Source organism: Stieleria magnilauensis, from assembly GCA_007753675.1.
GTDB lineage: Bacteria > Planctomycetota > Planctomycetia > Pirellulales > Pirellulaceae > Stieleria > Stieleria magnilauensis.
Genome location: CP036432.1, coordinates 3,798,423 through 3,820,132, shown reverse-complemented (window position 1 = coordinate 3,820,132; position 21,710 = coordinate 3,798,423). Strand labels below are relative to the sequence as shown.

Annotated in this window: 20 protein-coding genes; 6 read left to right on the top strand and 14 right to left on the bottom strand. The window is 59.2% G+C overall.

What is annotated here, in order from left to right:
• Nucleotides 1-9 precede the first annotated feature (9 nt).
• The 12 genes from TBK1r_RS13500 to TBK1r_RS13445 all read right to left on the bottom strand — a co-directional run bounded on the left by TBK1r_RS13500 (nucleotide 10) and on the right by TBK1r_RS13445 (nucleotide 11,841).
• Nucleotides 10-783, bottom strand: coding sequence for a CPBP family glutamic-type intramembrane protease (locus TBK1r_RS13500; protein ID WP_145211311.1), 774 nt, complete (start codon nucleotides 781-783; stop codon nucleotides 10-12).
• Nucleotides 780-2,306 (bottom strand): hypothetical protein, encoded by a 1,527-nt coding sequence (locus tag TBK1r_RS13495; RefSeq protein WP_145211308.1) that lies wholly within the window; start codon nucleotides 2,304-2,306, stop codon nucleotides 780-782. Before TBK1r_RS13495 ends, TBK1r_RS13500 begins: the two co-directional genes overlap by 4 nt.
• A gap of 70 nt (nucleotides 2,307-2,376) precedes the next feature.
• Entirely contained in the window at nucleotides 2,377-2,952 is a 576-nt protein-coding gene (locus TBK1r_RS13490) for a hypothetical protein (RefSeq protein WP_145211305.1), read from the bottom strand.
• Nucleotides 2,953-3,087: 135 nt separating this feature from the next.
• The gene (locus TBK1r_RS38585; RefSeq protein ID WP_419581318.1) at nucleotides 3,088-3,966 is read right to left on the bottom strand and encodes a DUF4339 domain-containing protein; all 879 of its coding nucleotides are present in this window, start codon (nucleotides 3,964-3,966) and stop codon (nucleotides 3,088-3,090) included.
• A gap of 191 nt (nucleotides 3,967-4,157) precedes the next feature.
• A complete protein-coding gene (locus TBK1r_RS13480) occupies nucleotides 4,158-4,523 on the bottom strand; it encodes a TadE family protein (protein ID WP_419581317.1) in 366 nt (121 codons plus the stop codon).
• Nucleotides 4,524-4,723: 200 nt separating this feature from the next.
• Nucleotides 4,724-5,800: a VWA domain-containing protein gene (locus TBK1r_RS13475; protein ID WP_419581316.1), complete on the bottom strand. Its 1,077-nt coding sequence runs from the start codon at nucleotides 5,798-5,800 to the stop codon at nucleotides 4,724-4,726.
• A 7-nt stretch (nucleotides 5,801-5,807) separates the two neighbouring features.
• Nucleotides 5,808-6,236 (bottom strand): TadE/TadG family type IV pilus assembly protein, encoded by a 429-nt coding sequence (locus TBK1r_RS13470; RefSeq protein WP_145211303.1) that lies wholly within the window; start codon nucleotides 6,234-6,236, stop codon nucleotides 5,808-5,810.
• Nucleotides 6,229-6,705 (bottom strand): hypothetical protein, encoded by a 477-nt coding sequence (locus TBK1r_RS13465; RefSeq protein WP_419581315.1) that lies wholly within the window; start codon nucleotides 6,703-6,705, stop codon nucleotides 6,229-6,231. The genes TBK1r_RS13470 and TBK1r_RS13465 overlap by 8 nt, the downstream gene beginning before the upstream one ends.
• A 198-nt stretch (nucleotides 6,706-6,903) precedes the next feature.
• Nucleotides 6,904-8,259 carry a metal ABC transporter permease gene (locus TBK1r_RS13460; protein ID WP_419581314.1) on the bottom strand — a complete coding sequence of 452 codons (1,356 nt, stop codon included), beginning with the start codon at nucleotides 8,257-8,259 and terminating at the stop codon, nucleotides 6,904-6,906.
• A complete protein-coding gene (locus tag TBK1r_RS13455; RefSeq protein WP_419581313.1) occupies nucleotides 8,259-9,833 on the bottom strand; it encodes a metal ABC transporter permease in 1,575 nt (524 codons plus the stop codon). Before TBK1r_RS13455 ends, TBK1r_RS13460 begins: the two co-directional genes overlap by 1 nt.
• Before the next feature lie 128 nt (nucleotides 9,834-9,961).
• Nucleotides 9,962-10,795, bottom strand: coding sequence for a metal ABC transporter ATP-binding protein (locus TBK1r_RS13450; protein WP_145211300.1), 834 nt, complete (start codon nucleotides 10,793-10,795; stop codon nucleotides 9,962-9,964).
• Nucleotides 10,796-10,827: 32 nt separating this feature from the next.
• Complete coding sequence (locus tag TBK1r_RS13445) at nucleotides 10,828-11,841, bottom strand: metal ABC transporter solute-binding protein, Zn/Mn family (protein ID WP_145211296.1); 1,014 nt, start codon at nucleotides 11,839-11,841, stop codon at nucleotides 10,828-10,830.
• 376 nt (nucleotides 11,842-12,217) lie between these two features.
• On the opposite strand from TBK1r_RS13445, the gene TBK1r_RS13440 reads away from it, so the two are divergent.
• Nucleotides 12,218-12,595, top strand: a complete 378-nt coding sequence (locus tag TBK1r_RS13440) for an RNA recognition motif domain-containing protein (RefSeq protein WP_145211293.1) — start codon at nucleotides 12,218-12,220, stop codon at nucleotides 12,593-12,595.
• Between the two features lie 221 nt (nucleotides 12,596-12,816).
• Nucleotides 12,817-13,233 (top strand): hypothetical protein, encoded by a 417-nt coding sequence (locus TBK1r_RS13435; protein ID WP_145211290.1) that lies wholly within the window; start codon nucleotides 12,817-12,819, stop codon nucleotides 13,231-13,233.
• Nucleotides 13,234-13,236: 3 nt separating this feature from the next.
• Here TBK1r_RS13435 and TBK1r_RS13430 read toward each other — a convergent pair whose 3' ends face one another.
• Together TBK1r_RS13430 and TBK1r_RS13425 are read right to left on the bottom strand one after the other, a co-directional pair.
• Nucleotides 13,237-14,718 (bottom strand): methyltransferase, encoded by a 1,482-nt coding sequence (locus tag TBK1r_RS13430; RefSeq protein ID WP_419581312.1) that lies wholly within the window; start codon nucleotides 14,716-14,718, stop codon nucleotides 13,237-13,239.
• Nucleotides 14,719-14,770: 52 nt separating this feature from the next.
• Nucleotides 14,771-16,111 carry a tetratricopeptide repeat protein gene (locus TBK1r_RS13425; protein ID WP_145211284.1) on the bottom strand — a complete coding sequence of 447 codons (1,341 nt, stop codon included), beginning with the start codon at nucleotides 16,109-16,111 and terminating at the stop codon, nucleotides 14,771-14,773.
• 326 nt (nucleotides 16,112-16,437) lie between these two features.
• On the opposite strand from TBK1r_RS13425, the gene TBK1r_RS13420 reads away from it, so the two are divergent.
• The 4 genes from TBK1r_RS13420 to TBK1r_RS13405 all read left to right on the top strand — a co-directional run bounded on the left by TBK1r_RS13420 (nucleotide 16,438) and on the right by TBK1r_RS13405 (nucleotide 21,638).
• Nucleotides 16,438-17,400, top strand: a complete 963-nt coding sequence (locus tag TBK1r_RS13420; RefSeq protein ID WP_145211281.1) for a hypothetical protein — start codon at nucleotides 16,438-16,440, stop codon at nucleotides 17,398-17,400.
• Nucleotides 17,401-17,405: 5 nt separating this feature from the next.
• Nucleotides 17,406-18,044, top strand: a complete 639-nt coding sequence (locus TBK1r_RS13415) for a hypothetical protein (RefSeq protein ID WP_145211278.1) — start codon at nucleotides 17,406-17,408, stop codon at nucleotides 18,042-18,044.
• 53 nt (nucleotides 18,045-18,097) lie between these two features.
• Nucleotides 18,098-19,417, top strand: a complete 1,320-nt coding sequence (locus tag TBK1r_RS13410) for a tetratricopeptide repeat protein (RefSeq protein WP_145211275.1) — start codon at nucleotides 18,098-18,100, stop codon at nucleotides 19,415-19,417.
• Between the two features lie 190 nt (nucleotides 19,418-19,607).
• Nucleotides 19,608-21,638 carry a type VI secretion system Vgr family protein gene (locus TBK1r_RS13405; RefSeq protein ID WP_145211272.1) on the top strand — a complete coding sequence of 677 codons (2,031 nt, stop codon included), beginning with the start codon at nucleotides 19,608-19,610 and terminating at the stop codon, nucleotides 21,636-21,638.
• Nucleotides 21,639-21,710 lie beyond the last annotated feature (72 nt).

Below are 21,710 nucleotides of genomic sequence, written 5' to 3'. Positions count from 1 at the left end.
CGTTGATCACTACCAAAGATGCCAGGTGCCGGTCAGGCAAACATAGATGCCCAAGATCAAGTTTGTGACACCGTGTGCGATCACACAATTCCAAAACTTTCCCGTTTTCACCATCAGCCAGCTGACCAACGAAAACCACAACGCCGCGGCGATGAACTCGGCCGGGTGTGTCGCGATTCCGTAGACGGTACCGACGATCAAACCGTTACGGCCGATTTCGTGCAGCGGCAGTGCGGGCCAATTTTCCGCTTCGAAGGCCCGCATCACAAACCCACGCAAAAACAATTCTTCCGCGATCGGGACGCAAACCGCCAGCAAGGTGAATCGCACCATCAGAAAACCGATCAGCTCGAATCCCGGTTGATACGTCGCAAACGGATTGACCCCTTCGCGTTGGGGCAACCAATCGTCCGATAGTCCCACGGCCTCGATGAGTTGGCGTTCCAGATCGAGCGAACAGACGCCGATCCAAACCGCCGCGCCGACGATGCCGACGATCCATCCCCAGCGATCGATCGCCAACGGAAACTGGCGGACGATCTCTTTGCCGAACCAAAGCATCATCGCCGACATCGCCACGACCCGAGCGATGACGGAAATCAAGTACGCCTGGGCGTTGATGGTGTCGCCGTCGCGGACCGGGCTGGTGTCGATCGCTGCGGCCAAGACAAAGAACACCAGCAGCGGCACAATCATGGCGGCTTTGCTTTGCCACGTCGCCGCGGCCGGTCCGCCCGAGCCTTGCGCCGGATCGTGGACCGGACGCTGCACTGGATCGCTCACAGCGTGTTGGAGTCGACTTCACGACTGTAGACGGCCAGGACGGTTTCGAACGTCTCCGAGCGAATCTTGTACTCGGGATTGGAGTCGGTGTATCGATTGCAGTGATCGACCAAGACCCGATACAGGAATCGAAACAGATGCCGGGGCACGCGCAGTGAGTTGAATGCGGAGATGATCCGTGCGTAATCCAGATCCGCAAACAGGTCCTTCGGCTCGGGCGATTGCCCCGGCGCCGCACAGGCCATCATCCGGGCCCGCGCCAGATCATAGAGGGATTCGCCGGTCCATTGAAACGACGGAATCACATTTTGCTTGTCCAGTCGGGCGCGCTCATGGAAGTCACGTGACTCGCGTTCCATGTCTCGGTGCAAATCCTGGGGCAGCATCAATTTGAATCCGATCCCGGGATGCTTGAGTAGCTTGTTGTCCAACAGCGGCCAAACAAACAGACGCATTAACTCGGTCTTGCCCCCGGTCATGTGGGGTTCGTCGACGCGGTCCATCAGCACGATCATGCCGGAATAGCCGAGTCGATCGATCACCGACTGAAACTTGTTCAGCAATTCGTAGCGGTCGTCAGTCCGATCGTAACGCGGCAACGGTTGACTGGCCAATTCTTTGGTGGGAATCCAATGCAGCAGCTTGCGCGTGGTGCCGATTTCCCGTTTCCCGACTCGCATGTGTCGACGAATCCGAAACGCCGCCCACCACGTTTTCAGCAGACGCAGCAGGTAGGGTGCCGACCCGATCAACATCAACAGGGGCGCCAACCAAAGGTAATCCCAAACCGTTTTGGGCGCCACCACTTCGCCGCCTTCGGCCGCGGCGGCATCACCGCCACCAGATGAGGTGAACATCAGGTAAACGAATCCGCAGGCGACGATCACGCTCCAGACGCAGGCGAACCAGCAGCTGATTTTTGCCACCACGTTGTTGTAACCGAGGTGGCGTCGCAGGTCATTCCAACGATCGGTGAACGAGCCGTCGCTGGACTGGTCGTAACAGGCGGCCAACAACAGCAAGTCACGCGACGCCGTTCGGTCCAGCTTTGAGAGTGCCTGGCGATCGATCCCGTCTTCGACGTGGTCGGCTTTCAAGATCTGATCGACCAGCTTGGTGACGCCCAGACACAGAATCGAATCCATGTGGTCCCACAGCTTCCATTCTTTGAGCACACGTTCGGGCTTGCGATTGGTGCGTCGGCTCAATCGTTCACTGAAATGATCCAGGAACGGATTGAAGTCGTCGTAGGCAATCGTGTAGACCCGTTCGGCGGGGTGTTCTTGATTGAACTTCTGGAGGTGCCGCCGGATCTGCAACCGCATCGCTGTCTTGCCGGACCCCTTGGGGCCGAACACGATCGCGGTCGACGGTTCCTCGGGATCGCCGTAAACCTTGTCCCAGACGGGATGGTAGGCGTTGGCAATGCAGTGTTCCTTGAACACCTGATCCGTCTGGGCGTCTTCTTCGGCAAACGGATTGCGGATGATCCCGTGGTGCTCAAGCAAACTCTGGATATTCATATTCGAATCATTGCCTCGTGCTCAGAAACTCAAGAGCGGTGCTTGAAACCCATTCAGTGATGTCTCGGTCTCACTGACCGATCGACTTGACCATCGCCACAAACTTTTCACGGTTGGCCTTCACGACGTCGGCCGGCCCGATCATCTTGATGAAGAATTGGCGTCCTTCCGGCTCGATCAAGATGGCGCCGGCCATGGCGTAGTTTTCGCGTTGGACGACCTTGCCTCCGGCGAACGGACCACCGCCCATCCGCTCGGCATAGGCGCCGCTGACATCGACGATGTGAACCGTCCATTTGCCGATGTCCATCTTTTCGCTTTTCTGGTCCGCTTCGTCGCCGCCGGAAAACTGACCTTTCCAGCGTTTGATGTTGGCGTCGACGCTACCGCCGGCCGCCATCATCGTCAATCGCGCCGTCGAGTCACCTTCGCCGACCTTGAACTCATGCTGAACGATCCGGGAAGCCGGTTGCGTCCGTTTGAATTCCGCGGGAACCTTCAACTCGGCTTTGTCAAACACGCTGACCGACTCCGGAGCTTTCTCCGCGTCTTCGGCAGTGGCCGGACTGCCGGTGACAAAGGCGGCCGACGAAAGGAACGCTGCGATCAGGACGACGGGGCGAAGGGCTGGATATCGGTTTCGCATCTTGGGGACTCCGCGATGGTCAGGTGAAGACGGGAAGACAGTGCTGAAGAAGACAGTGCTCAATCTTGGAACACTTTAGCCGATCAGGCAAAGAGTACGAAAGTCGTCGGGCACGGTTCCGACCCAATTCTCGCGTCAACTACTGGTGGAGGCCACCAGGAATAGGGTGACGATCAAGCCGACGACCAGGGCCGCGAGAATGGCGACCAAGGTGATCCGCCGTGAGGAGCGTTTTCGCCGGACGGCACCGATTTTTGCATCACCGGCGAAATCAGAATGGATCCGGCTGGTCTTTTCATGGGCGATCGGCGTCGTCAATTTCGACCCGCCGGGGCCGTCGGGGAACGGTTCGGCGGTTTCCAGTGACAGCGATCCGGGCAGGGAGTCGGCGATTTCGGGCAGCGCCTCGGACGCTTCACGCCACTGCGGCCAGCCGTCTTTCCACAGCAACGCGGTCTTCGCTACGCGTCCCTCGTCGATCCAAACCTTCAACATCGCCGAGGTGGCGGGCCCGTATTGTCCCCCGCTGGGTGGACGGACGTACCAGGTAGCGGTCGATTCGCTGGACAGCAAATCCGGTTCCCCGGCTGATGGGACCGTGGAGTTGCCCGCGGCAGGGTGCACTGCGTCGGCATTCGCCGCGTCGGTGGTCGCCACTTGGTTGGTCGCCGGTTGCTGACCGCCGGGAATCGGATCGGTTTGCGGTGCGTCCGCTGGCGACGCTGATGCCTCGGTCGACGGCGATGCCGCTGCGGACGGCGATGCCGTTGCGGACGGCGATGCCGTTGCGGACGGCAGGGGGGCCTCGTTTTGCTTGATCGCCGTGTTGGGCGTCGCCGGTTGCGGTGCGGTTGCGGTGGCGGACGGTTCGTTCGGGGTGACTGCCTTTCCCGCCTGGGTGCCGGTCGGGGCGATCGGCGTCGAGAACTCAGCGTCGGTCAGTGGGATGCGAAACTTGGTGCCGCACTCGGGGCACAGTCCACGACGGCCCGCTAACTCGGTTTTGATATTCAACGGTTTCGCACAACCGTGACACGAAAAGCGGATTCCCATCGGACTGCATTGAAAAGACTGGAGCGGAGATCCCGGTTCGCAGTCCGGCGACCGCGAGTGGGAGAAGCGACCAGTGTAGCTCATTGCCGTCGTGCCGTAAGCTTCCAGGCTTGCGTTCGCGTCGTGGCGTACGCTTCCAGCTTGCGTCGGACCTACAGATTGGCGGTTTCCCGCTTCATCGTCAGCGTTCGGATGATCTTTCTGCCGCCGGTGAATTGGGGCGGCACAAAGGTGTTGGCGTCCAACGAGACCTCGATGGTCATGGTCAATTCGGGCGTCTGGTTATTGATCTTGGCGGGGGAGACGTTGACCGTGGCCTTCTGCAGTCCCAAGGTTCCCAGCACGTGGTTGGCCGCGGCCCGCGCGTCCGACGCGGTGCCCCCGGGGACGATCGCTTTGCGACACCCTTCGTACACGGCGTTGTCGACGGTGTGTCGAATCATCGAGACGCGACAGAATTCAAAGGCCGCGAAGAAAAAGAAAAACAACAGCGGAGCGACGATCGCGAACTCGACCATCGCCGCACCGCGTCGAGGATGCCCTGATCTTCTGTTAACGCGTCGTCGGCTGACTCGCCGGCGACTGACTCGATTATCGGTCTGCACTTGGTCGCGCGGTTGCATATCGGATCGGAGACGGGCGTCGGTCTGGAAATCCGTGGGGGCGTTCACGTGGTTGTCACTCCGGTTTGTCGCCGTCGCTGAATGGTTGGTGGCTGTCATTCTGTGATCACCGTTCCCAGGGTGAGAGCGATTTCACGATAGGCCTCGATCAGTTCGGCGGCACTGAGCGCGTGGAAATGTTTGCCTCCGCCGATTTGCGCGACCGTCCGCATGCGGTTTTGGTCGGCGCCGCGGCCGAAGGTGATGGTATGGATTTGGATCCGATCGGCTGCCAAATCTCTTGCCACGGTGCTCGGCTCGGGGCCTTCGTTGTGCAATCCATCGGTCATCACGATCATCGTCCGCTCGACGAACTCCTCATCGCGACCGTCCTTCATGATCGCCGCACCGGCTTTCATCCCGCGGCTGATGCTGGTGCGGCCACTGGTGATCAGGGCGGACAACCCGTCGGTCACCTCGACCAGATTGGTGGTCAGCGAGACATCTTCGGTGGCATATTGGCTGTAGGATGCCAAGCCGACTTGCTCGTTGACCGGAGTGGTTTCGAGTGTGGCGACGAACACGCCGATCGCTGTTTGCAGATTGGCGAATTTGGTTCCTCTCATGGACCCACTGCGGTCGACCACCAGAACGACGTCGCGTTCGATGTACGTTGCCGCCGCGGTCATCTCGGGTTCAAACGTGTTGAACCCTAACACGTTTCCGAACAACAACGGAATGGCTCCGGAAGCGGAGCCGCTGGTGCGTCGGCCGGTCACGCGGACGGTGTTCAGCGGAGTCGCGCCTTGGCGAAAGACGAAGCGTCCGTCGGCATCGAGATCGCTGCGACCGAATTCGAAATCACGGGATTCCAACTGCAGCGGCTGCCCGTTGACTCGATTGAGCAACGCGATCTCCTGGCCCCTGCGAATCGCCAGCGACGTGTCAAAGGTCTTGGACAGTTCTTGTGAAGCCGCTTGAGATGCCGCGTCGGTGGCCGAACGCAATTCCGTTCTCGACAGGTGCATGTGTGCGATGTCGACCGAAAAGGCGACCGTGGCGAGAAACCCGATCAGCATCACGAGGATTAAAACCAGCATCGCACCGCGGCGTTGCCGGCGACGCGTCAAACGGTGCTTGACCATGGGATGGAAACGATTTGGATTATCAGGTTTATCAGTGGGATGGGGCACGGTTGATCTATTCCTTCAACATCACGACGCGGGCGACCAGTGTTCGGTTGGTGACAAATTCGCCCGCGATCGGACTGTTGGTTCGTGTCGGGGCCGAGACTTCACAGACGACTTGTTCGCCACGTTGCAACTCGTCCACGCCGGTGGGAAATCGAATCTCGAAGTCATTGACGCGTCGGGATTCCAGGATCGCCGAGGCACGCGCGTCCGCTTCCGCCTCCGTGCCGCCTGACTGCGAGGCTTCTCGAGCGGCCTCGTAACAGGCGACGCTGAGAGACTGTTTGAGAAAGATGAAGCTGGACGCCTCAATCGATCCGAAAACCAGCAGCACGATCACAGGCAAGCAAACCGCGAATTCAACCGCAGCAACCCCGTCTCGTTTCCGGCGACCACTTCGCACGCCGAGAATCGAACTGCGTTTGAAGGGGTTATGCATTGGACGGTTCCCTCCCTGTCTCGTCGGTGTCGGACTCCACCGGTTTCGGTTGACCGTCGGCGTCGCGGAGCCGCATGACGTCGTTGAAGTGGCACGCCATCTCTTGCCAAAAATCGTTGTCGCGGAATTTCAACGGGGCAACCGCGCGACCCGCCTTGATGTCCTTGAGCGTGTTGCGCAATCGCAGGATCGGGCCGGCAAAGCGATGGCTCAGCTTCAACGTGTCCCAGACAAACGCCGGGATCAACGCGACCGTGATCACGAAGAACGGCAAGAACCGACGAATGGTGTCGCCGAATGTCTGTCCCCAATCGGCATCGGGTTGCTCAAACAACCGGATCCAGAACGTCAGTGCGATCGTGTTGCAAACAAAGAACACAACCCAGTGCAACGCCACACGGCGGACCAGGCTGCCCTGGACCTCCGAATCAACAAGCGTTCTGCTGCGTTTAGCGGGAATTGTAGCCATCGTCCTATCTGATTGATTCGTGGTTGACCGGTGGCCCGCAGACTCTCGCAGGCACGCCCTTGTGCTCCGTCAGCTTCGAACTGAGGGGGGCCGGGGAAAACGGCCCCTTTTCCGCTAACAATTGCAACCCGAAACTTCAAAGTTGGCAAAGCACTAGGAAAACCGTAGGCCACGAATTAGGCCATCAGCGGGGACTTTTTAACTCTCATCGGGAATTGGCCGGCCGTGCGGGTCTTCGACCGGTGTGTCGGTCTCTTTGGCCAGCTCGTCGCGCAGATTGCGGTCGGTGAAGTGCTCGAATCGTTCCGCCTGGTCATGAATCCTCTCGGCACCGCTGCCGGCCCGGTCGACCAGGTATTGTTCCCACAATCGGTGTGACCGGACCAACCGTTGTCCCCGTTCGCGTCCGACGTGGGTCAATTGCAATCGATCGTCCTGATCGGCGACTTCACCGCGCCGGCGGAGCATCGCCAGGGCGGTCTTCATGGACCAGTTGGAAGCGAACAACTCCCCGGCCAACCAGGTCGCCGTGGGCGGTGGTTGTTCCAGTTCTTCGCCCCGAAACAGCGACGCGACGATGTCATCGCAGAGGATGCGAAGCGACAACAATTGGCGTCGGACCAATTTCACCAACACGCCGTGCCTGGGGCCGAGCGTCGCGGCCGCAAAGAACAGACCTCCGGCGGCAACCGCGATCATGCCCGACGTCGTCGTGCTGCGGTACCCCATCCAGGCCGGAACGCTGAGCGCCAAAACATGGCCGAGGACCGCCGACACGATCGCCAACGCGACGCTGATCGCAATCATCACGCCCAACCGATCGGTCAACATGTAAGCCGCCGCGGCGGGCACGATGAACATCGCGACCACCAAAATGCTGCCCACACTTTCGAAGCACGCGACCGCCGTCACCGAGACGAGAATCATCAACCCGTAGTGCATCCACTTGGACGAAAAACCCATCGTCGTCGCCAGCGCCGGATCGAACGAGGTCAAACGCAGTTCCTTGAAAAAGAGCAAGACGAACAACGCGTTGACCACAGTCACCACCGCAAGGACGACCGCCGCTCGGGGCACGTCGCGACCGCCGACTGAGACTGTATCGAGCGGCGTCAACTCGATCGATCCGTACAACACACAATTCGGATCCAAGTCCACCGCGTCAGCGGTTTGGACCAAAATCACCAACCCCAGCGCAAACAGGGACGTGAACACGACGCCCATCGAAGCGCCTTCGTCGACACCCCCGGCGCCGCGAATCCATTCGGTAAACACAGCCGTCAACAGCCCGACGATCACGGCACCGACAAACATCGCCGGACTGCTGCGGGTCTGGGTCAATAAAAAAGCCACCGCGATCCCCGGCAGCACGGCGTGCGTGATCGCGTCGCCCAACATGCTCATCTTGCGGAGCACCAAAAAATTTCCCAGCAGCGATGACGCGACGGCCGCCAGGCTGCCGATCACCACGATCCAGCCGTCCAGACCCCAGCTCCACGAAAAACCGAGAGGAAGCATCTGTCCGATCCATGCAACGAGCGGTTCGCCGGTCATCACTGAGGTCCCCCCGAGGCGTCGCGCTGTCGCTCCGAGCCGGCGTAACCGTCGGCGTCGACTCCCTGGCCGTCCAGTGTTTCGCCTGTGCCGAGTGTTTCGCCTGTGCCGAGGGGGCCGTGAGGGCTTTGCGGCACCGGGATCGTCATGCCTTGTTCATCCAACAAGTCTTCCAGTTGGTCGATCACTTCCGGTGCCAACACGTGTTCGATCTTGTCGGCGTCGCGATCCACGTTGGCCGTCGCGACGTCTGCGTAGGCGATCAGATACATTTCCCACAAGCGGTGTTGACGGGTTAGCCGTGCCGCCTCGGTGAATCCGGCTTGGGTTAATTTGCAGGCACCGTCTTGGATCCGCAGCAACTCGTCTTCGACCGCCCGCTCGATCGCCCGGCTCAAGCGTCGCCGCGACCAGCTTCGCATCGAAAGTAACTTGTCAAGACTGACAGAAATGCGTCGGTTGGTGCGCTCGGCCAGCCCCGGGTGGTCGGGCCCGCCGGATGATTTTTCGAGTTGTTCATACATCGCCCGCAGCAAATGCTGGCGATCGATTCGACGGTTCAGCCGCATCCGGCGGATCAAGCGGATGATCACGCCGCGTCGCGTTCCCAGCATCATGCTGACGAAGAAAAACACTGAACACACCAGGACGATCATCGCACCGGAGGGGAGTCCCGGGAATAGCGCGCTGACCAATCCACCGACGATGCTGCCGCCGGTCCCCAGCACCGCCGCCCAGAGCATCATCCGCCACATCGTTTCGGTCCAGAACCGCGCCGCCGCCGCCGGAATCACCAGCAACGCGATCATCAGCACCAATCCCACCGCCTGCAGACCGACGATCGTCACCAGGACCACCATCGTCATCAAGCCGGCATCGAGCGCGATCACGGGAAACCCCTGCGCCCCCGCAAACCCTTCGTCAAAACACAGCAGTTTGAGTTCTTTGAACAGAAACAGGCAACCGGCGATCACGATCAGCGAAGTGATGGCGATCAATCGCGCATCGGCCGCCCGCATCGAAGCGGTCTTGCCATAGATAAAACCTTCTAAACCCGCCGCGTGTCCCGTGTCCATCTGCTGGATCACACCCAATAGCGCGACGCCGGCACCGAAAAAGACACTGAGCACGATGCCCAGCGCCGCGTCTTCCTTCAGCCGTGTTTGGTTGCGGATCACCAGAATCACCGCAACACCCAGCAACCCGCTGGCGGTCGCACCGACCAGCAACCACGGCAGGGATTTTTCGTCTCCGCCGAACCAATTGGCGGCGATGAACGCGATCGCGATCCCCGGCAAACTGGCGTGGCTGAGCGCATCGCCCATCAAGGCACGCTTGCGCAACAGCGTAAAACTGCCGACCAAGCCCGAGGCCCCGCCGAGCACCGCGACGCCGAAGATCACGATCCGCGTGTTGTAATCCTTCATCAACAACACGCGGCCCCATTGCGAATCGGTCCACTGAAACGCGGCGGATTGCGAGGACGCCTCCGGCGACGGCCTGCCCCGCGCGTGACAGACGGTCGCCGAAACCGTCAGCAACGCCAGCAACCACAGGCCACGAGACAGCTGCACACCCCGATCGCACGAAGCGATCCCGGCCAACGCGTTCCTCCTGCTCGTCTTCGCATGCCACATCGTTGCGTCACCCAATCCAAATCTCAAATCTCAAATCTAACCGCCAACCACTAACAGCGAACCACTCAAAGCGAACTTTCCCGTCTCCGCATTGCCTCGGTGACTTCGTCCAAGAGCGTCAACCGTCCTCCGTAGGTCTTTTGCAGATTGTCTTGCGTGAAGGTTTGCGAGACCGGGCCTTGTGCGACGACGCGCATGTTCAACAGCACCACGTGGTCGAAGTACTCGGGAACGGTTTGCAAGTCGTGGTGGATCACCGCCGCGGTCTTGCCACGTTCCTTCAAGTCTCGCAGGATTTCGACGATCGCCCGTTCGGTAGCGGCGTCGACGGCGGCGAAGGGTTCGTCCATCAGGTACAAGTCGGCGTCTTGCACCAGGGCGCGTGCCAAGAACGTGCGTTGCTGTTGGCCGCCGGAAAGTTGGCTGATTTGACGATCCGCCAAGTCACCGATCCCGACCCGACCGAGCGCATCGCGGGCCTGTTCGCGATGTTTCTTACGAACCGGTCGGCACCAACCGATTTGGTCGTACAGCCCCATCGCGACGACATCCAAGGCGCTGACCGGGAACTGCCAGTCGACACTTTCACGCTGCGGCACGTAACCGACCCGGTGCCGGTTTTCTCGATAGGTATCGCCGAACACACGGACGCGACCGGATGCCCGCGGGATCAGATCCATCACGGCTTTGAGCAAGGTGCTTTTGCCGGCACCGTTAGGGCCGACGATTCCGATCAATTGGCCGGCGGGAAGGTCGAAGCCGACATCCCAGATCACCGGCTTGCGATGGTAAGCCACGGTCAGATCATAGACCGACAACGGCACCTCGGCGCCCGTTCCATCGTCCCGGGCCGCGGTCGGCAGGTTCGCGTCATCATTTCGTTCTGGTGGGTTCAGCATGGTTGGATTCGGCCGCCGCTGGCGAGACGCCGTTAATGTTTCGTTTGGCCGCTCAGCTTGCCTTGAAATCCGCCGGGATCCGCTTGGCCGCCGAGCGCGCGTGCGGTGGTCGTCAAGTTGTGATCCAACATGCCGATGTACGTTCCTTCGTAGGTGCCTTCGCGCCCCATCGCGTCACTAAATAGGGTGCCGCCTTTTGTCACCGTGTGCCCTTGGCTCGCCGCGCCTTCGATCAAGGCCTCGACATTTTTCGGCGACACGCTGCTTTCGACGAAGACGGCTTTGACGTTGCGACGGATCAACAAATCAACCAGCGCGTTGATCTGTTGCAGACCGGCTTCGGACTCCGTTGAGATTCCCTGGATGCCCCGTACGTCCAATCCGTAGGCGCGTCCGAAATAATTGAACGCATCATGGGAGGTGATCAGCAAGCGACTCTCTTCGGGGATGGTGGCGATGACCCGCAGTCCATAGGCGTGCAACTGCTCCAACTCGGTTCGATACGCCGCGGCGTTCTCCGCAAATTGATCTCCGTGCTCGGGCGCCAACTCGGTCAATTTCTCGCGGATCAAGTCCACGCATTGGCTCCACATTGAGACGTCGTTCCAGACATGGGGGTCGCCGTGCGCCTCGCTTCCGTCAGTCGGTTGACTGGCGTCACCGGACATCAAGCGACTGCGGTCGATCGCGTCGGTCACCGCGAACACCGGTTTGCGGCGTCCCACTTTCTTAAGGGTGTCGGCCATCTTTCCTTCCAGCATCAAACCGCAATAGAAGACGGCGTCGGACTCCATGATGTCCTGGACGTCATCACGCGTCGGCATGTAGAGATGGGGGTCGACCCCGGCGCCGCAGATCTGTGTCACTTCGATCCGATCGCCGCCGACGTTGCGGACTAAATCGCCGACCATCCCGACGGTCACCACCACTTGCAACTTCTCCACGGCGCCGGTTCCGGCACCGCCTGGCGCCCCGGTCGGCTTGCCGGAACCGCATCCGATGCTCAATCCGGCGACCATCAAAAGACCAATTTGGCAGAATTTCATGAACTTTTTTCCTTGGCTTGTCTTCGACTTGCGGACCGCAATCTATGTCCATTGTGGCGCCAAGCCCAGCGGAGGAAACGAACAAAAACCGCTCAATGACGGGCGGAACGGCTGCTTTGCCCCCCGCCTTTCGCCTGCCCCAACCACGGAGGTGGACAGAATATCACCCATATTTTTGGGTATCCACTTGTAATCCCCGAAAGAATCACTCCCAAGCTACTTGGAAATCGTGTTACACTTATCGCGTGTGCGGACGACGGTTGTCGTTGTCCGGCTAGATCGAAGACCGAGACTCTCAGAACGAAATGGACGCCTATTGTGCGTCGCGGACAGCTCCGAGTGATGAGGCCTTCCGGAATTTGGAGCTGTAGTAGCGATGAAGATGTATGTGGGAAATCTGGCTTGGGCCGTAACGACGGAAAAGCTGGAAGAGATTTTTGGCCAGTACGGTCAGGTCGATGATGCGATTGTTTTGACCGATCGCGAGACTGGTCGAAGCCGTGGCTTCGGCTTTGTGACGATGCCCGACGAGGCTGCCAAGGAAGCAATCGATGCTCTCGACGGACAAGACTTTGAAGGTCGACCGCTGCGGGTCAACGAAGCCCAAGAGCGAGCGCCGCGTGGCGGCGGTGGTGGTGGCGGCGGTGGTGGTGGCGGCGGCGGTGGTTACCGTGGCGGCGGCGGCGGCGGTGGAAACCGTGGCGGCGGCGGAGGTTACGGCGGTGGCGGTGGCGGAGGCCGCGGCGGCTGGTAAGTCACCTTGAGCCATCGTGCTTAAGTCATGTGGGTCGTTGCCGGCTCACACTCAACGAATTCATGAACGCGACCCGAGTCTGCACAGACCGGGTCGCGTTTGTTTTTTGCCCCCGCCTTCATCGCGGTGACGAGCGGCTTTCGACGCGACTCATGTTTCCCCGCGCGCTTCGGTCTTGCTCCGTCTGGTCTGCGCACCGACCGTGTTGCTATGCTTGTTTCATGTTCGCATGGCTAAAAAAGATCGTCACCCGTTCCAAGCCCTCCGCCGCACCATCACAGGGCACGCGCGTTCCGCCGGCGGACGATCTGCGGCAGACGCTGCAGGTCGCCACGGTCTGGCAGGTCGTCGATCGATTCTTGACCCAGAATCCCGCGCCGACGCCGTTTGGTGTCCACGCACTGGTCGTTGCCGGTGCCGCCAACTTGCTGGATCCTTCCGAGTTGATTCAGGTGTGCGAAAAGATTCAGGAGCACGGCTACCAGTATCCGATCAATCCGACATTGATCCAGGAATTGAAACAATCCGAGCTGTTGGAGTTCTTGCGTTGGCACGGGCAAAACGATGTGGAGCGAGAGTATTACGCCAACGAGATGACGCTCCGTGAACTGATCCAGCGGTTTCGCGCCGACCAGTAAGCGTCAGCGGCCCGTCGCGACCAGGATCCCGTTCTTCAGCAGCGAGCGCACCATGGCAGTGCCCTGTTTCCGCCCGGTCTCGATCGCCAGTCCCACTTGGTTGGCGAACCGGTCCAGGCACTCCAAGACGGGCCGGCTGCCATCAAACATTTCGAGCAACGTGCGCACGTATTCGTCGATGCCGATCGAGACGGGTAATCCATCGTCGAGGTGGAGCACGATCGAGTCGCGTTGCCAACGAAATTCTTTCCAGTGCGACGTCTCGACCTGACGCAAGCCATTGGCCACGGTCAATCGGCTGGACAGCAACGCGTCGCTGTCGTCACTCAGTGCCAGATCTCGATTGGAGAAACCGCGGGCGATTGCGTCGCCGATCGGTTGGCGGATGGGTTTGGTCATTTGTGTCACGTCGAACCAGTTCTTGCCGGCTCGACGGCGGATGAAGAGAAAGCCGCCTTGGATGGCTTCGACCCGCTGCTCTTGAAAGTAGTTTTCCCACTTCGCCTGTTGTGCTGCCAATTCCGCTTCGTCGGAAATCGTTTGGGCCAAAGTGTTACGGGCATAGCTGGCCGGCAGTTGTCGATTGGCCGGCAGGATCCAGACATCGCAACCGGAATCTGCCAGCCAGCCGCGGAGTCGATCTTGCCAGTCCTGGCCTTGCACTTCGACCCATTCACAGATCGTTTGCAGGATGCCGCCTTCTTCCAGGTGGTCGGCCGCTTGCGAAAGCATCTGCCGGACAAATCCGTCCAATGCGATGGGGTTGAATCGATACGTCGTCATCGCGTCGGGCGAAATGACGAACGGCGGATTGGCAAGGATCAGGTTAAATCGTTCGCCTTTCACCGCGTCGAAGAGTTCCCCCGTCACGGCGCGTAAATTTTCGAAACCGTTCAGCGCGGCGTTGAAGCGGGCGAACGCTGCTGCCCTCGGATTCAAGTCGGACGCTACGACGGTTTCACTGTGTGGGCAGGACAGGACGCCGTGCAGCGCGAACCCGCTGCACAGGTCGAGCGTTTTGCCGACGCTTTGGCGTATCGCAACAGCATTGAGGTGCAGTGCCGCGTCGCAAAGCGCCGGCACGAATTGTTCCTCGTCCTGGTATTCGATCCGCTGCAGATCGGAGGCCAGCAGTGCCGTGCCGACGGGGGTGACGAGGGCGGTCGGGCGGTAATCGGTTCCGTCTTCGATCAGCAAGCCGCACTGCAGGCACAAGCGAATGAAGCCATCGGGCAGCAGTGCGTTTGCCGTCTCGGTATCGACCGCCGTCCCCAGGAAAAACGCTTTGGCCAGAACATCCAGCGGCGTTCCATTCTGGTCCAGTCTCGCCCCCAGTGTTGCGGGCAGTCGGTCGCTCGGCGGCGGCACCAGCAATCCGAAACGCTCCTCCAGTTGGGGCGAGGTGTAGCCGGCGGCTTGGCAAACGTCACGAAAGAGCTTCGCTTCCTTCGCTCCCAGGGGAGTCGGCGTATTATCGGAGAACACGGGATCAGAGTCCTTCAGGGGTGATGGCGAATCGATATCAATCAGTTGAGTATCAATCGGTTGAGTTTCGTGTGGCGGTGAACAGGTATCCGGTCACGCTGTCGTGGCCTTCTTTGCGGACTTCCGTTTCGGTGCACGCGTTGACGGTGAACCCGCGTGCTTGCAGCCAATTGCGAATGCAGGCCTCGGTGTGTTGGTAGCGGCCGCTCGTTCCCAGTCGAAAATGATCGGGATCGTCTGGTGCCGTTTCCGATTCCAGTTTTTCGATGCTAAACACCAACGCTCCGCCGGCCCGGATTGCGGCCGCAGCGGCGTCAAAGGTCGGACGCAAGTCACCGATGTAAATCAGGGTGTCGGCCGAGACGATCAAATCGAAAGGCTCGGAGCAGTCGATCAGGTATTGCGTCAGTTCCGCCTCGACCAATTCATCATACTGGTTTCGTTCTTTCGCCTTGGCCAGCATCATCGGCGACAGGTCCACGCCGACGAGATGACTTGCCAAATCTCTCAGGTACGGGCCGCAGAGTCCGGTTCCGCAGCCCAGGTCAGCGATTCGCAGCGTGCCGCGATCTTTATCAGCGACAAGCGAGTCGGCGATCTTTCCCAATCGTTCGGGGACGCAGTAGTCGAGTCTGGAAAGCAGCGAGTCAAACGTATCGGCGAATCCATCAAACGTCTGTTTGACATAGTCCTGTGAAGCTCGCTCGGGAACGTTCTCGGGAGCGCCACAGACCAGAATAAAGTGCTCCGCAATGGGGTTTCCCGGATCCATCGCCAGCCATTGTTGATAGACTTCCAAGGCTTCGTCGAGACGCCCGGCAAGCCGCAATGCTCTTCCCAGTCCGTCTCGGGGCGCGACGTACTCGGTGGAGATCGCGATTGACTTCTGGTAGGCTTCGACGGCGTCATCCAGGCGGCCAAGCTTCTCAAATGCTGCACCCAGCGAGTGCCATGCCGTTGCGTCCTCAGGACTTAACTCGGTGGCTCGGGTGTACGCGGTATAGGCGTCCAGATGACGGTGCAGGTAACCGAACACGTGCCCCAAATGCAAGTGCGACTGGGTGTCGTCGGGAGCGAAATGGATCGCCCGCTCGAAGGCATCCATGGCCTCTTCGTACCGCTCCTCTCGGACCAGCATGTTGCCGAGATTGTTGAGTGCACCTGGCTGATTGGGATTGATCGCGATCGACTGGTTGACTCGTTCAATCGCCAGCGGAGTGTTCCCCAACTGGGCCGCGATGACTCCGAGCAATTGCATCGCGTCGGTCTGCTTCGGATCGAGTTCTAAAACTTGCTTGTAAAGAGATTCCGAGCGGGTCAAATCCCCATCGCGATGCGACGCGATGGCCTGTTTCAGCAATTCTTTTGATTCGGTCGATGCCTCACTCGCCATGATGTTGGTTTTCCGCCGGATGGAATTTTGGACAAAGCAACAAAAACTGCACCGCCCGTTTGTCGCAGGCGGTCTTCGGAAAAACGAGTTTAGCGGACGACGGCAATCAGGCCCAGCGGCACATCGGCTGACCCACCGGTGTGACACCGTGATCGTCGCTTGTTTGCAGCTCTTGCCTTGCAGCTCTTGCCTTGCAGCTGTTGCCTTGCAGCCATGTGATCGTTCCGGCCGCACCTCTGTAGGCAGCGGGTCAGCGAACCCTTACCATGAACGACGGACGCCATTGATCTGTCCGACTGCTTCGCATTTATCTTTTGATCCGCACCATGTCGCGCCCCGATCGTTCGATCCATCGACCGTCGCAATCTGCCGACATGCGACCACCAGGTGGCGCCCAGGCCAGGCCGGGACCGTTTCGGTCGCATGGGGCGCCCCATTGTGTCGTCTGCGGGAACTTGTTGACGGTTTCCGAGCAGGCGGTCGGGAACAGCTGCTCGCGCGTCGAATGCAAAACGCATCAGGTGCGGCAGCAAGCACAGGCAGACATTCGTCACCGAAAAAAGTTGCGTGATCGAGTCGCGATGGCCGAGCAAGCGCTCGTTCAATCGGATTCGATTCCCGCCGGGGGCGATCGACGACTCGGTGTGCTGCCCTCCAATCAGCGTCGGCTGGTCGGAATTTCCAAGCGACAGCTGCGCCCGTTCATCGATCGTTTGATGGGCGTCATCAGCCGGGCGGCCGCCATCCGCTTCGGCAAAGCGACACTGGAAGATGACGGTGCCGGCAACCAAACACCCGCCGACTTGTCGCCTTCCCAGCTCGCAATCCTGGGCAACGGATGTGCGGTGTGTCGCGGCCACTGTTGTTTCCAAGGCCGCGGCCACGCGTTCATTCATGTGGAGACTGTACTCGGATACATGCAGCGTCATCCGGACCAGCGACCGCGTGATGTCTTGGACGCTTACGTGTCTCGCATCGGGTCCAAAGCCTACGAAGATTCCTGCGTCTACCATGCCGAGACAGGATGCACATTGCCACGAGAGATGCGATCCACGGTCTGTAACGGCTATCTTTGCAAAGGCCTCGACGAGATCCTCGACCAGTTGCAGGATTCATCACCGGAGGTTTTTGTGATTTCCGTCAGCGACTACGATCGAGCTGATCCCGGTGATTCATCCTGCCCGTCCACCCGGGTGGCTGTCATTGACGCCCAAAACGTGACACGCTATCCGTTCGTGGAATCAGCCGAGCGCGGCGACGACGACAACATCACATCCTCAGAGGCTTGAACAACGTGCCGGTTTGCACCAAAACCATCTTGCAACGCGGCGGTCGGGAGTTGATCGAATTGCTCACCCATTGTGTGTTTTCGTTTAACACCGACGTCCTTTTTTTGTATTGCGTTGGCGAATACCAGCTGCGTCCACAAGCGGTCAGCGCGATTGCGATTTACGACGTGTTCTGTGCCCCGACAGCTCCCGCGCGTATCAGCGACCTGTCCCTGATTCCGCCCAAGGATGTGCGGATCGATCAATCGATCGCCCCATTGCGGCAGGCGTTGCAGGCGGCGACCTGCGATCCGCCCCCATCCGAAGGTGTTGCCGACGACGAAAGCGGTGGCGCCGGACAGGATCAACGGCAAGATGCTGGGCAGGATGCTGTGCAAGATGAATCGACACACCCTGATGGTCCCGCCATCCCGCTTCCGCCCCGTTATCTGTTTGATTCGATCGCGGCGAGCCTGAGTGTTTCGGAACAGGCGAAAATCGCCACGTTGGAAGATTACTACGACCCCAAACGCACGCCCCAAGAGAACTTGCCGGGCGGTGAGCTGACCGCGGCCCAGCGTGCCTTTGTGGATCACGTCTGGATGCCACGGATTCGTCCCTACCTTGTTTCGTCGGGTTTTTGGCGCGTTTCGACCGTCGGTTGAGCACCGATCCCGTTGATTGACTCGAACTTTCCCTTCACACGTCACCCGTCTGCATGGCATCTCGACCCCAACTCCCACCCGTCGCGGACGTCGTTTCGTTAGCCGTTTCGCTCCATCAGGGTGGGCATTTGACGGAAGCCGAAGGGCTTTACCAACGCGCGTTGGAACGGCAGCCCGAAAACGTCGATGCGCTGCACTTTCTGGGCGTGCTGCGGCACACGCAGGGCAACTCCGACGAGGCGGTGCGGCTGATTCGGCGATCGCTTCGCGGTAATCCCCGCTATCACGGTGCCCGCAACAACTTGGGAAACGTACTGAAAGAGTCCGAACGGTTTGTCGAGGCGGAAGCCGAGTACCGAAAGGTGATCGAGGCGGATCCCAAGCATGCCGATGCGCTCAACAATCTCGGGGCCGTGCTTCGCGCGCTCAAACGGACCGATGAGGCGATCACTTCGTTTGAGGCGGCCATTGAGTTACAGCCTCGACATGCCGACGCTTACCAAAATCTTGGCAATGCGTTGAAAGCCAGCGGGCGACAGGAAGAGGCGTTGGTGGCCTTGCGAAAGGCGGTCGAAATCGATCCGAACCGCAGCACGTCCCACTTGAACTTGGGGCGGGCGCTGTATGCGTTCGGCAGAATCGACGAAGCGATCATCGTCTATCGTCAGTGGCTGGCGATTGACCCCGACAATCCGATCGCCAAGCACATATTGGCTGCGTGCGAGGGAAAAGAGATTCCCGACCGTTGTTCCGAAGCCTTTGTCCGAGAATCGTTTGATGTGTTTGCGTCCAGTTTCGACGAAGTGCTGGAAAGGTTGGACTATCGGGCACCGGCCCAGATTGCCGACGCACTCTCGGATGTCGCGAGCCCGCAGGGAAACATGCAGGTGCTCGATGCCGGTTGTGGCACTGGGTTGTGCGGCGAGGATTTGCGATCCTACGCGAAGCGGCTGGTCGGAATCGATCTGTCCCCCAAAATGATGGTCAAGGCGGCGGCGCGCGGTGTGTACGATGAAATGATCGAGGCCGACTTGGTGGAGTACTTGTCCGAACACGCCGACCAATACGATCTGATCGTCTCGTGCGACACGCTGATCTATTTTGGAGCACTCGAAGAGGCGATCGGCGCGGCGGCCAAGGCGTTGCGTCCGGGAGGGATGCTGTTGTTCACCGTCGAAAGTCTTTCCGATGCAGACGACGTGCCGCCCTATCGACTCAATCCCCACGGCAGATACAGCCATCGGCAAGATTATCTCACCGATTGCATCAATGGAGCCTCACTCGCCGTTCGCGCGATTGAGCCGGTGACCCTTCGTCAGGAACTGAAACGCCCCGTCCACGGTTTCGTGGTGACAGCGGTCAAAGAAAACTGAACGTGATGCACGGAAACGGGCCTGTCGACTGAATCGAGATTCCGTCTCCACACGGGAGGATTGGCCCGGCGGCACGCCATCGTGGAAGCAGCGGGCTGCACGTCGCAGTCTGGTGCTGCAGTCCTCTGATACTGTACAATCCGGCCACTACAGATTGTCCCTGCTCTGGCGCATTGAGATTAGCTGAATTATGAGTCCGTCCCAGATCAACCGCGGGATTGCAGTCACCACACAGGCCGGGCTGGACAAGCTGCTGTTCCATCGCATGTCTGCCTTCGAACGGCTGGGAAGTCCGTTTGAATTTTCGTTGGATCTCTTGTCGACCGATCACAACATCGTCCTCGATGACCTGCTCGGCACACCGGCTTGCGTCTCGGTGTTGCGTCCGAATGGTTCGACGCGTCACTTCCACGGGCTGATCAACCGTTTTTCGTGGGCGGGAAGCCACGGTGAATTCTCGGTGTACCGCGCCACCTTGGTGCCTTGGCTGTGGTTCTTGACTCGTAACACCAACTGCCGAATCTTTCAGGAAATGACGGTCCCGGAGATCATCACGACCGTGTTTCGCGATCATGGGTTCACCGACTATGTCGAACGGTTCGGTGAAACCTATCAACGATGGAACTATTGCGTTCAGTACCGCGAATCCGATTTCGATTTCGTCAATCGATTGATGGAACAGGAAGGGATCTACTATTACTTCACACACGAGCAATCAAAACACGAAATGGTTTTGGCCGATGGTGTCTCGGCGCATTCGCCGGCCAACGGCTACGCGACCGTGCCGTTTTTTCCACCCGATGAAGGGCGGTTGCGGGAAATCGAGCACGTCCATCATTGGTCTGTGTGCAAAGAGGTCCAAACCGGTGCGTATGTCCTCAACGACTATAATTTTGAAAGCCCCAGGGCAGAACTGTTGGCGACGTCAAAGACGTCTCTCAAGCACGACATGTCGAAGTTTGAGATGTTTGACTACCCCGGTGAATACACCAAAGCGCCAGACGGGGTGAGCTACTCTCAGCGACGCATCGAAGAACAAGAGGCCAGATTCGAACGAGTGAGAGGCAATTCCAACGTCCTCGGTTTTGAAACCGGATCGTTGTTCACCCTGGCCGGTCATTTTCGCGGCGATCAAAACGAGGAGTATTTGACGGTTGCGACCAATCTGGAATTGAGCACGAGCGACTACGGGTCGGGAGAATCCGAAGCCGGAATCTTGCCCGAATGCTCGTTCGAGGCGATCAAGAGTAGTCAAGTCTTTCGCTCGCAGCGCCAAACGCCCTTGCCCAGGATTCGTGGCCCGCAGACGGCGGTTGTGGTTGGGAAACAGGGCGAGGAGATCTACACCGACAAGTACGGACGCGTCAAAGTTCAATTCCATTGGGATCGCGAGGGGAAATTAGACGAAAATAGTTCCTGCTGGGTCCGTGTCGCCCAATCCTGGGCCGGCAAACGGTGGGGGTCGATTCACATTCCGCGAGTCGGCCAGGAAGTGATTGTCGAATTTCTCGAAGGCGATCCCGACCGGCCGATCATCACCGGTCGGGTTTACAACGCCGATGAGATGCCGCCTTACAAGTTGCCGGACAACCGGACCCAAAGCGGCATCAAGACCCATAGTTCGTCCGATGCGACCGACCAAAACTTCAACGAGCTTCGCTTCGAAGACAAGAAGGGCGAAGAACAAGTCTACTTTCACGCCGAAAAAGATTTTGAACGAGTCGTCGAAAACAACGACACCCTAAAAGTCGGTTTCGAAAAGAAAGACGATGGCGATCAGCTGATCGAAATTTTCAACAACCAAAAAGTCGTGATCGGTGACGCCGGCGCCCAAGACGGCAGCCAGACCATCACGATCCTCAAGAACTTTACCCAAACGGTCAGCAAGGGTGACGCGACGATCGCCATCGAAAAAGGAAAACGCTCGACAACCATCTATGGCGATGAAGCGTTGACGATCAAGACCGGCAATCGCACCTCGGTGGTCACCACGGGTGACGACTCATTGCAGGTCAAATCAGGTGCACACAAGACCGAAGCGGCGAAGTCGATCCTGCTGAAAGTCGGAGGAAGCAGCATCAAGATCGACAACTCGGGCATCACGATCAAGGCGCCTCAGGTACTGGTCCAAGGTAATGCGTCGGCGACCCTCAAAGCTCCCATGGCAAGCGTCTCCGGCAGCATGGTGACTGTGAAGGGTAGCCTGGTGCAAATTAACTGATCCGCCCCGCACATTTGTCTCGTCGTCCATCCGCTTCCCAGTCCTCGATCCACCTTCTTTCTTTCCGGATCT

Excerpts from the sequence above, each read along its gene's own strand:
- TBK1r_RS13465 (WP_419581315.1), bottom strand. The coding sequence starts at position 6,705 with ATGGCTACAATTCCCGCTAAACGCAGCAGAACGCTTGTTGATTCGGAG.
- TBK1r_RS13450 (WP_145211300.1), bottom strand. The coding sequence starts at position 10,795 with ATGCTGAACCCACCAGAACGAAATGATGACGCGAACCTGCCGACCGCG.
- TBK1r_RS13405 (WP_145211272.1), top strand. The coding sequence starts at position 19,608 with ATGAGTCCGTCCCAGATCAACCGCGGGATTGCAGTCACCACACAGGCC.
- TBK1r_RS13495 (WP_145211308.1), bottom strand. The coding sequence starts at position 2,306 with ATGAATATCCAGAGTTTGCTTGAGCACCACGGGATCATCCGCAATCCG.
- TBK1r_RS13440 (WP_145211293.1), top strand. The coding sequence starts at position 12,218 with ATGAAGATGTATGTGGGAAATCTGGCTTGGGCCGTAACGACGGAAAAG.
- TBK1r_RS13425 (WP_145211284.1), bottom strand. The coding sequence starts at position 16,111 with ATGGCGAGTGAGGCATCGACCGAATCAAAAGAATTGCTGAAACAGGCC.
- TBK1r_RS13420 (WP_145211281.1), top strand. The coding sequence starts at position 16,438 with ATGTCGCGCCCCGATCGTTCGATCCATCGACCGTCGCAATCTGCCGAC.
- TBK1r_RS13410 (WP_145211275.1), top strand. The coding sequence starts at position 18,098 with ATGGCATCTCGACCCCAACTCCCACCCGTCGCGGACGTCGTTTCGTTA.
- TBK1r_RS13435 (WP_145211290.1), top strand. The coding sequence starts at position 12,817 with ATGTTCGCATGGCTAAAAAAGATCGTCACCCGTTCCAAGCCCTCCGCC.
- TBK1r_RS13490 (WP_145211305.1), bottom strand. The coding sequence starts at position 2,952 with ATGCGAAACCGATATCCAGCCCTTCGCCCCGTCGTCCTGATCGCAGCG.
- TBK1r_RS13445 (WP_145211296.1), bottom strand. The coding sequence starts at position 11,841 with ATGAAATTCTGCCAAATTGGTCTTTTGATGGTCGCCGGATTGAGCATC.
- TBK1r_RS13480 (WP_419581317.1), bottom strand. The coding sequence starts at position 4,523 with ATGGTCGAGTTCGCGATCGTCGCTCCGCTGTTGTTTTTCTTTTTCTTC.
- TBK1r_RS13460 (WP_419581314.1), bottom strand. The coding sequence starts at position 8,259 with ATGACCGGCGAACCGCTCGTTGCATGGATCGGACAGATGCTTCCTCTC.
- TBK1r_RS13470 (WP_145211303.1), bottom strand. The coding sequence starts at position 6,236 with ATGCATAACCCCTTCAAACGCAGTTCGATTCTCGGCGTGCGAAGTGGT.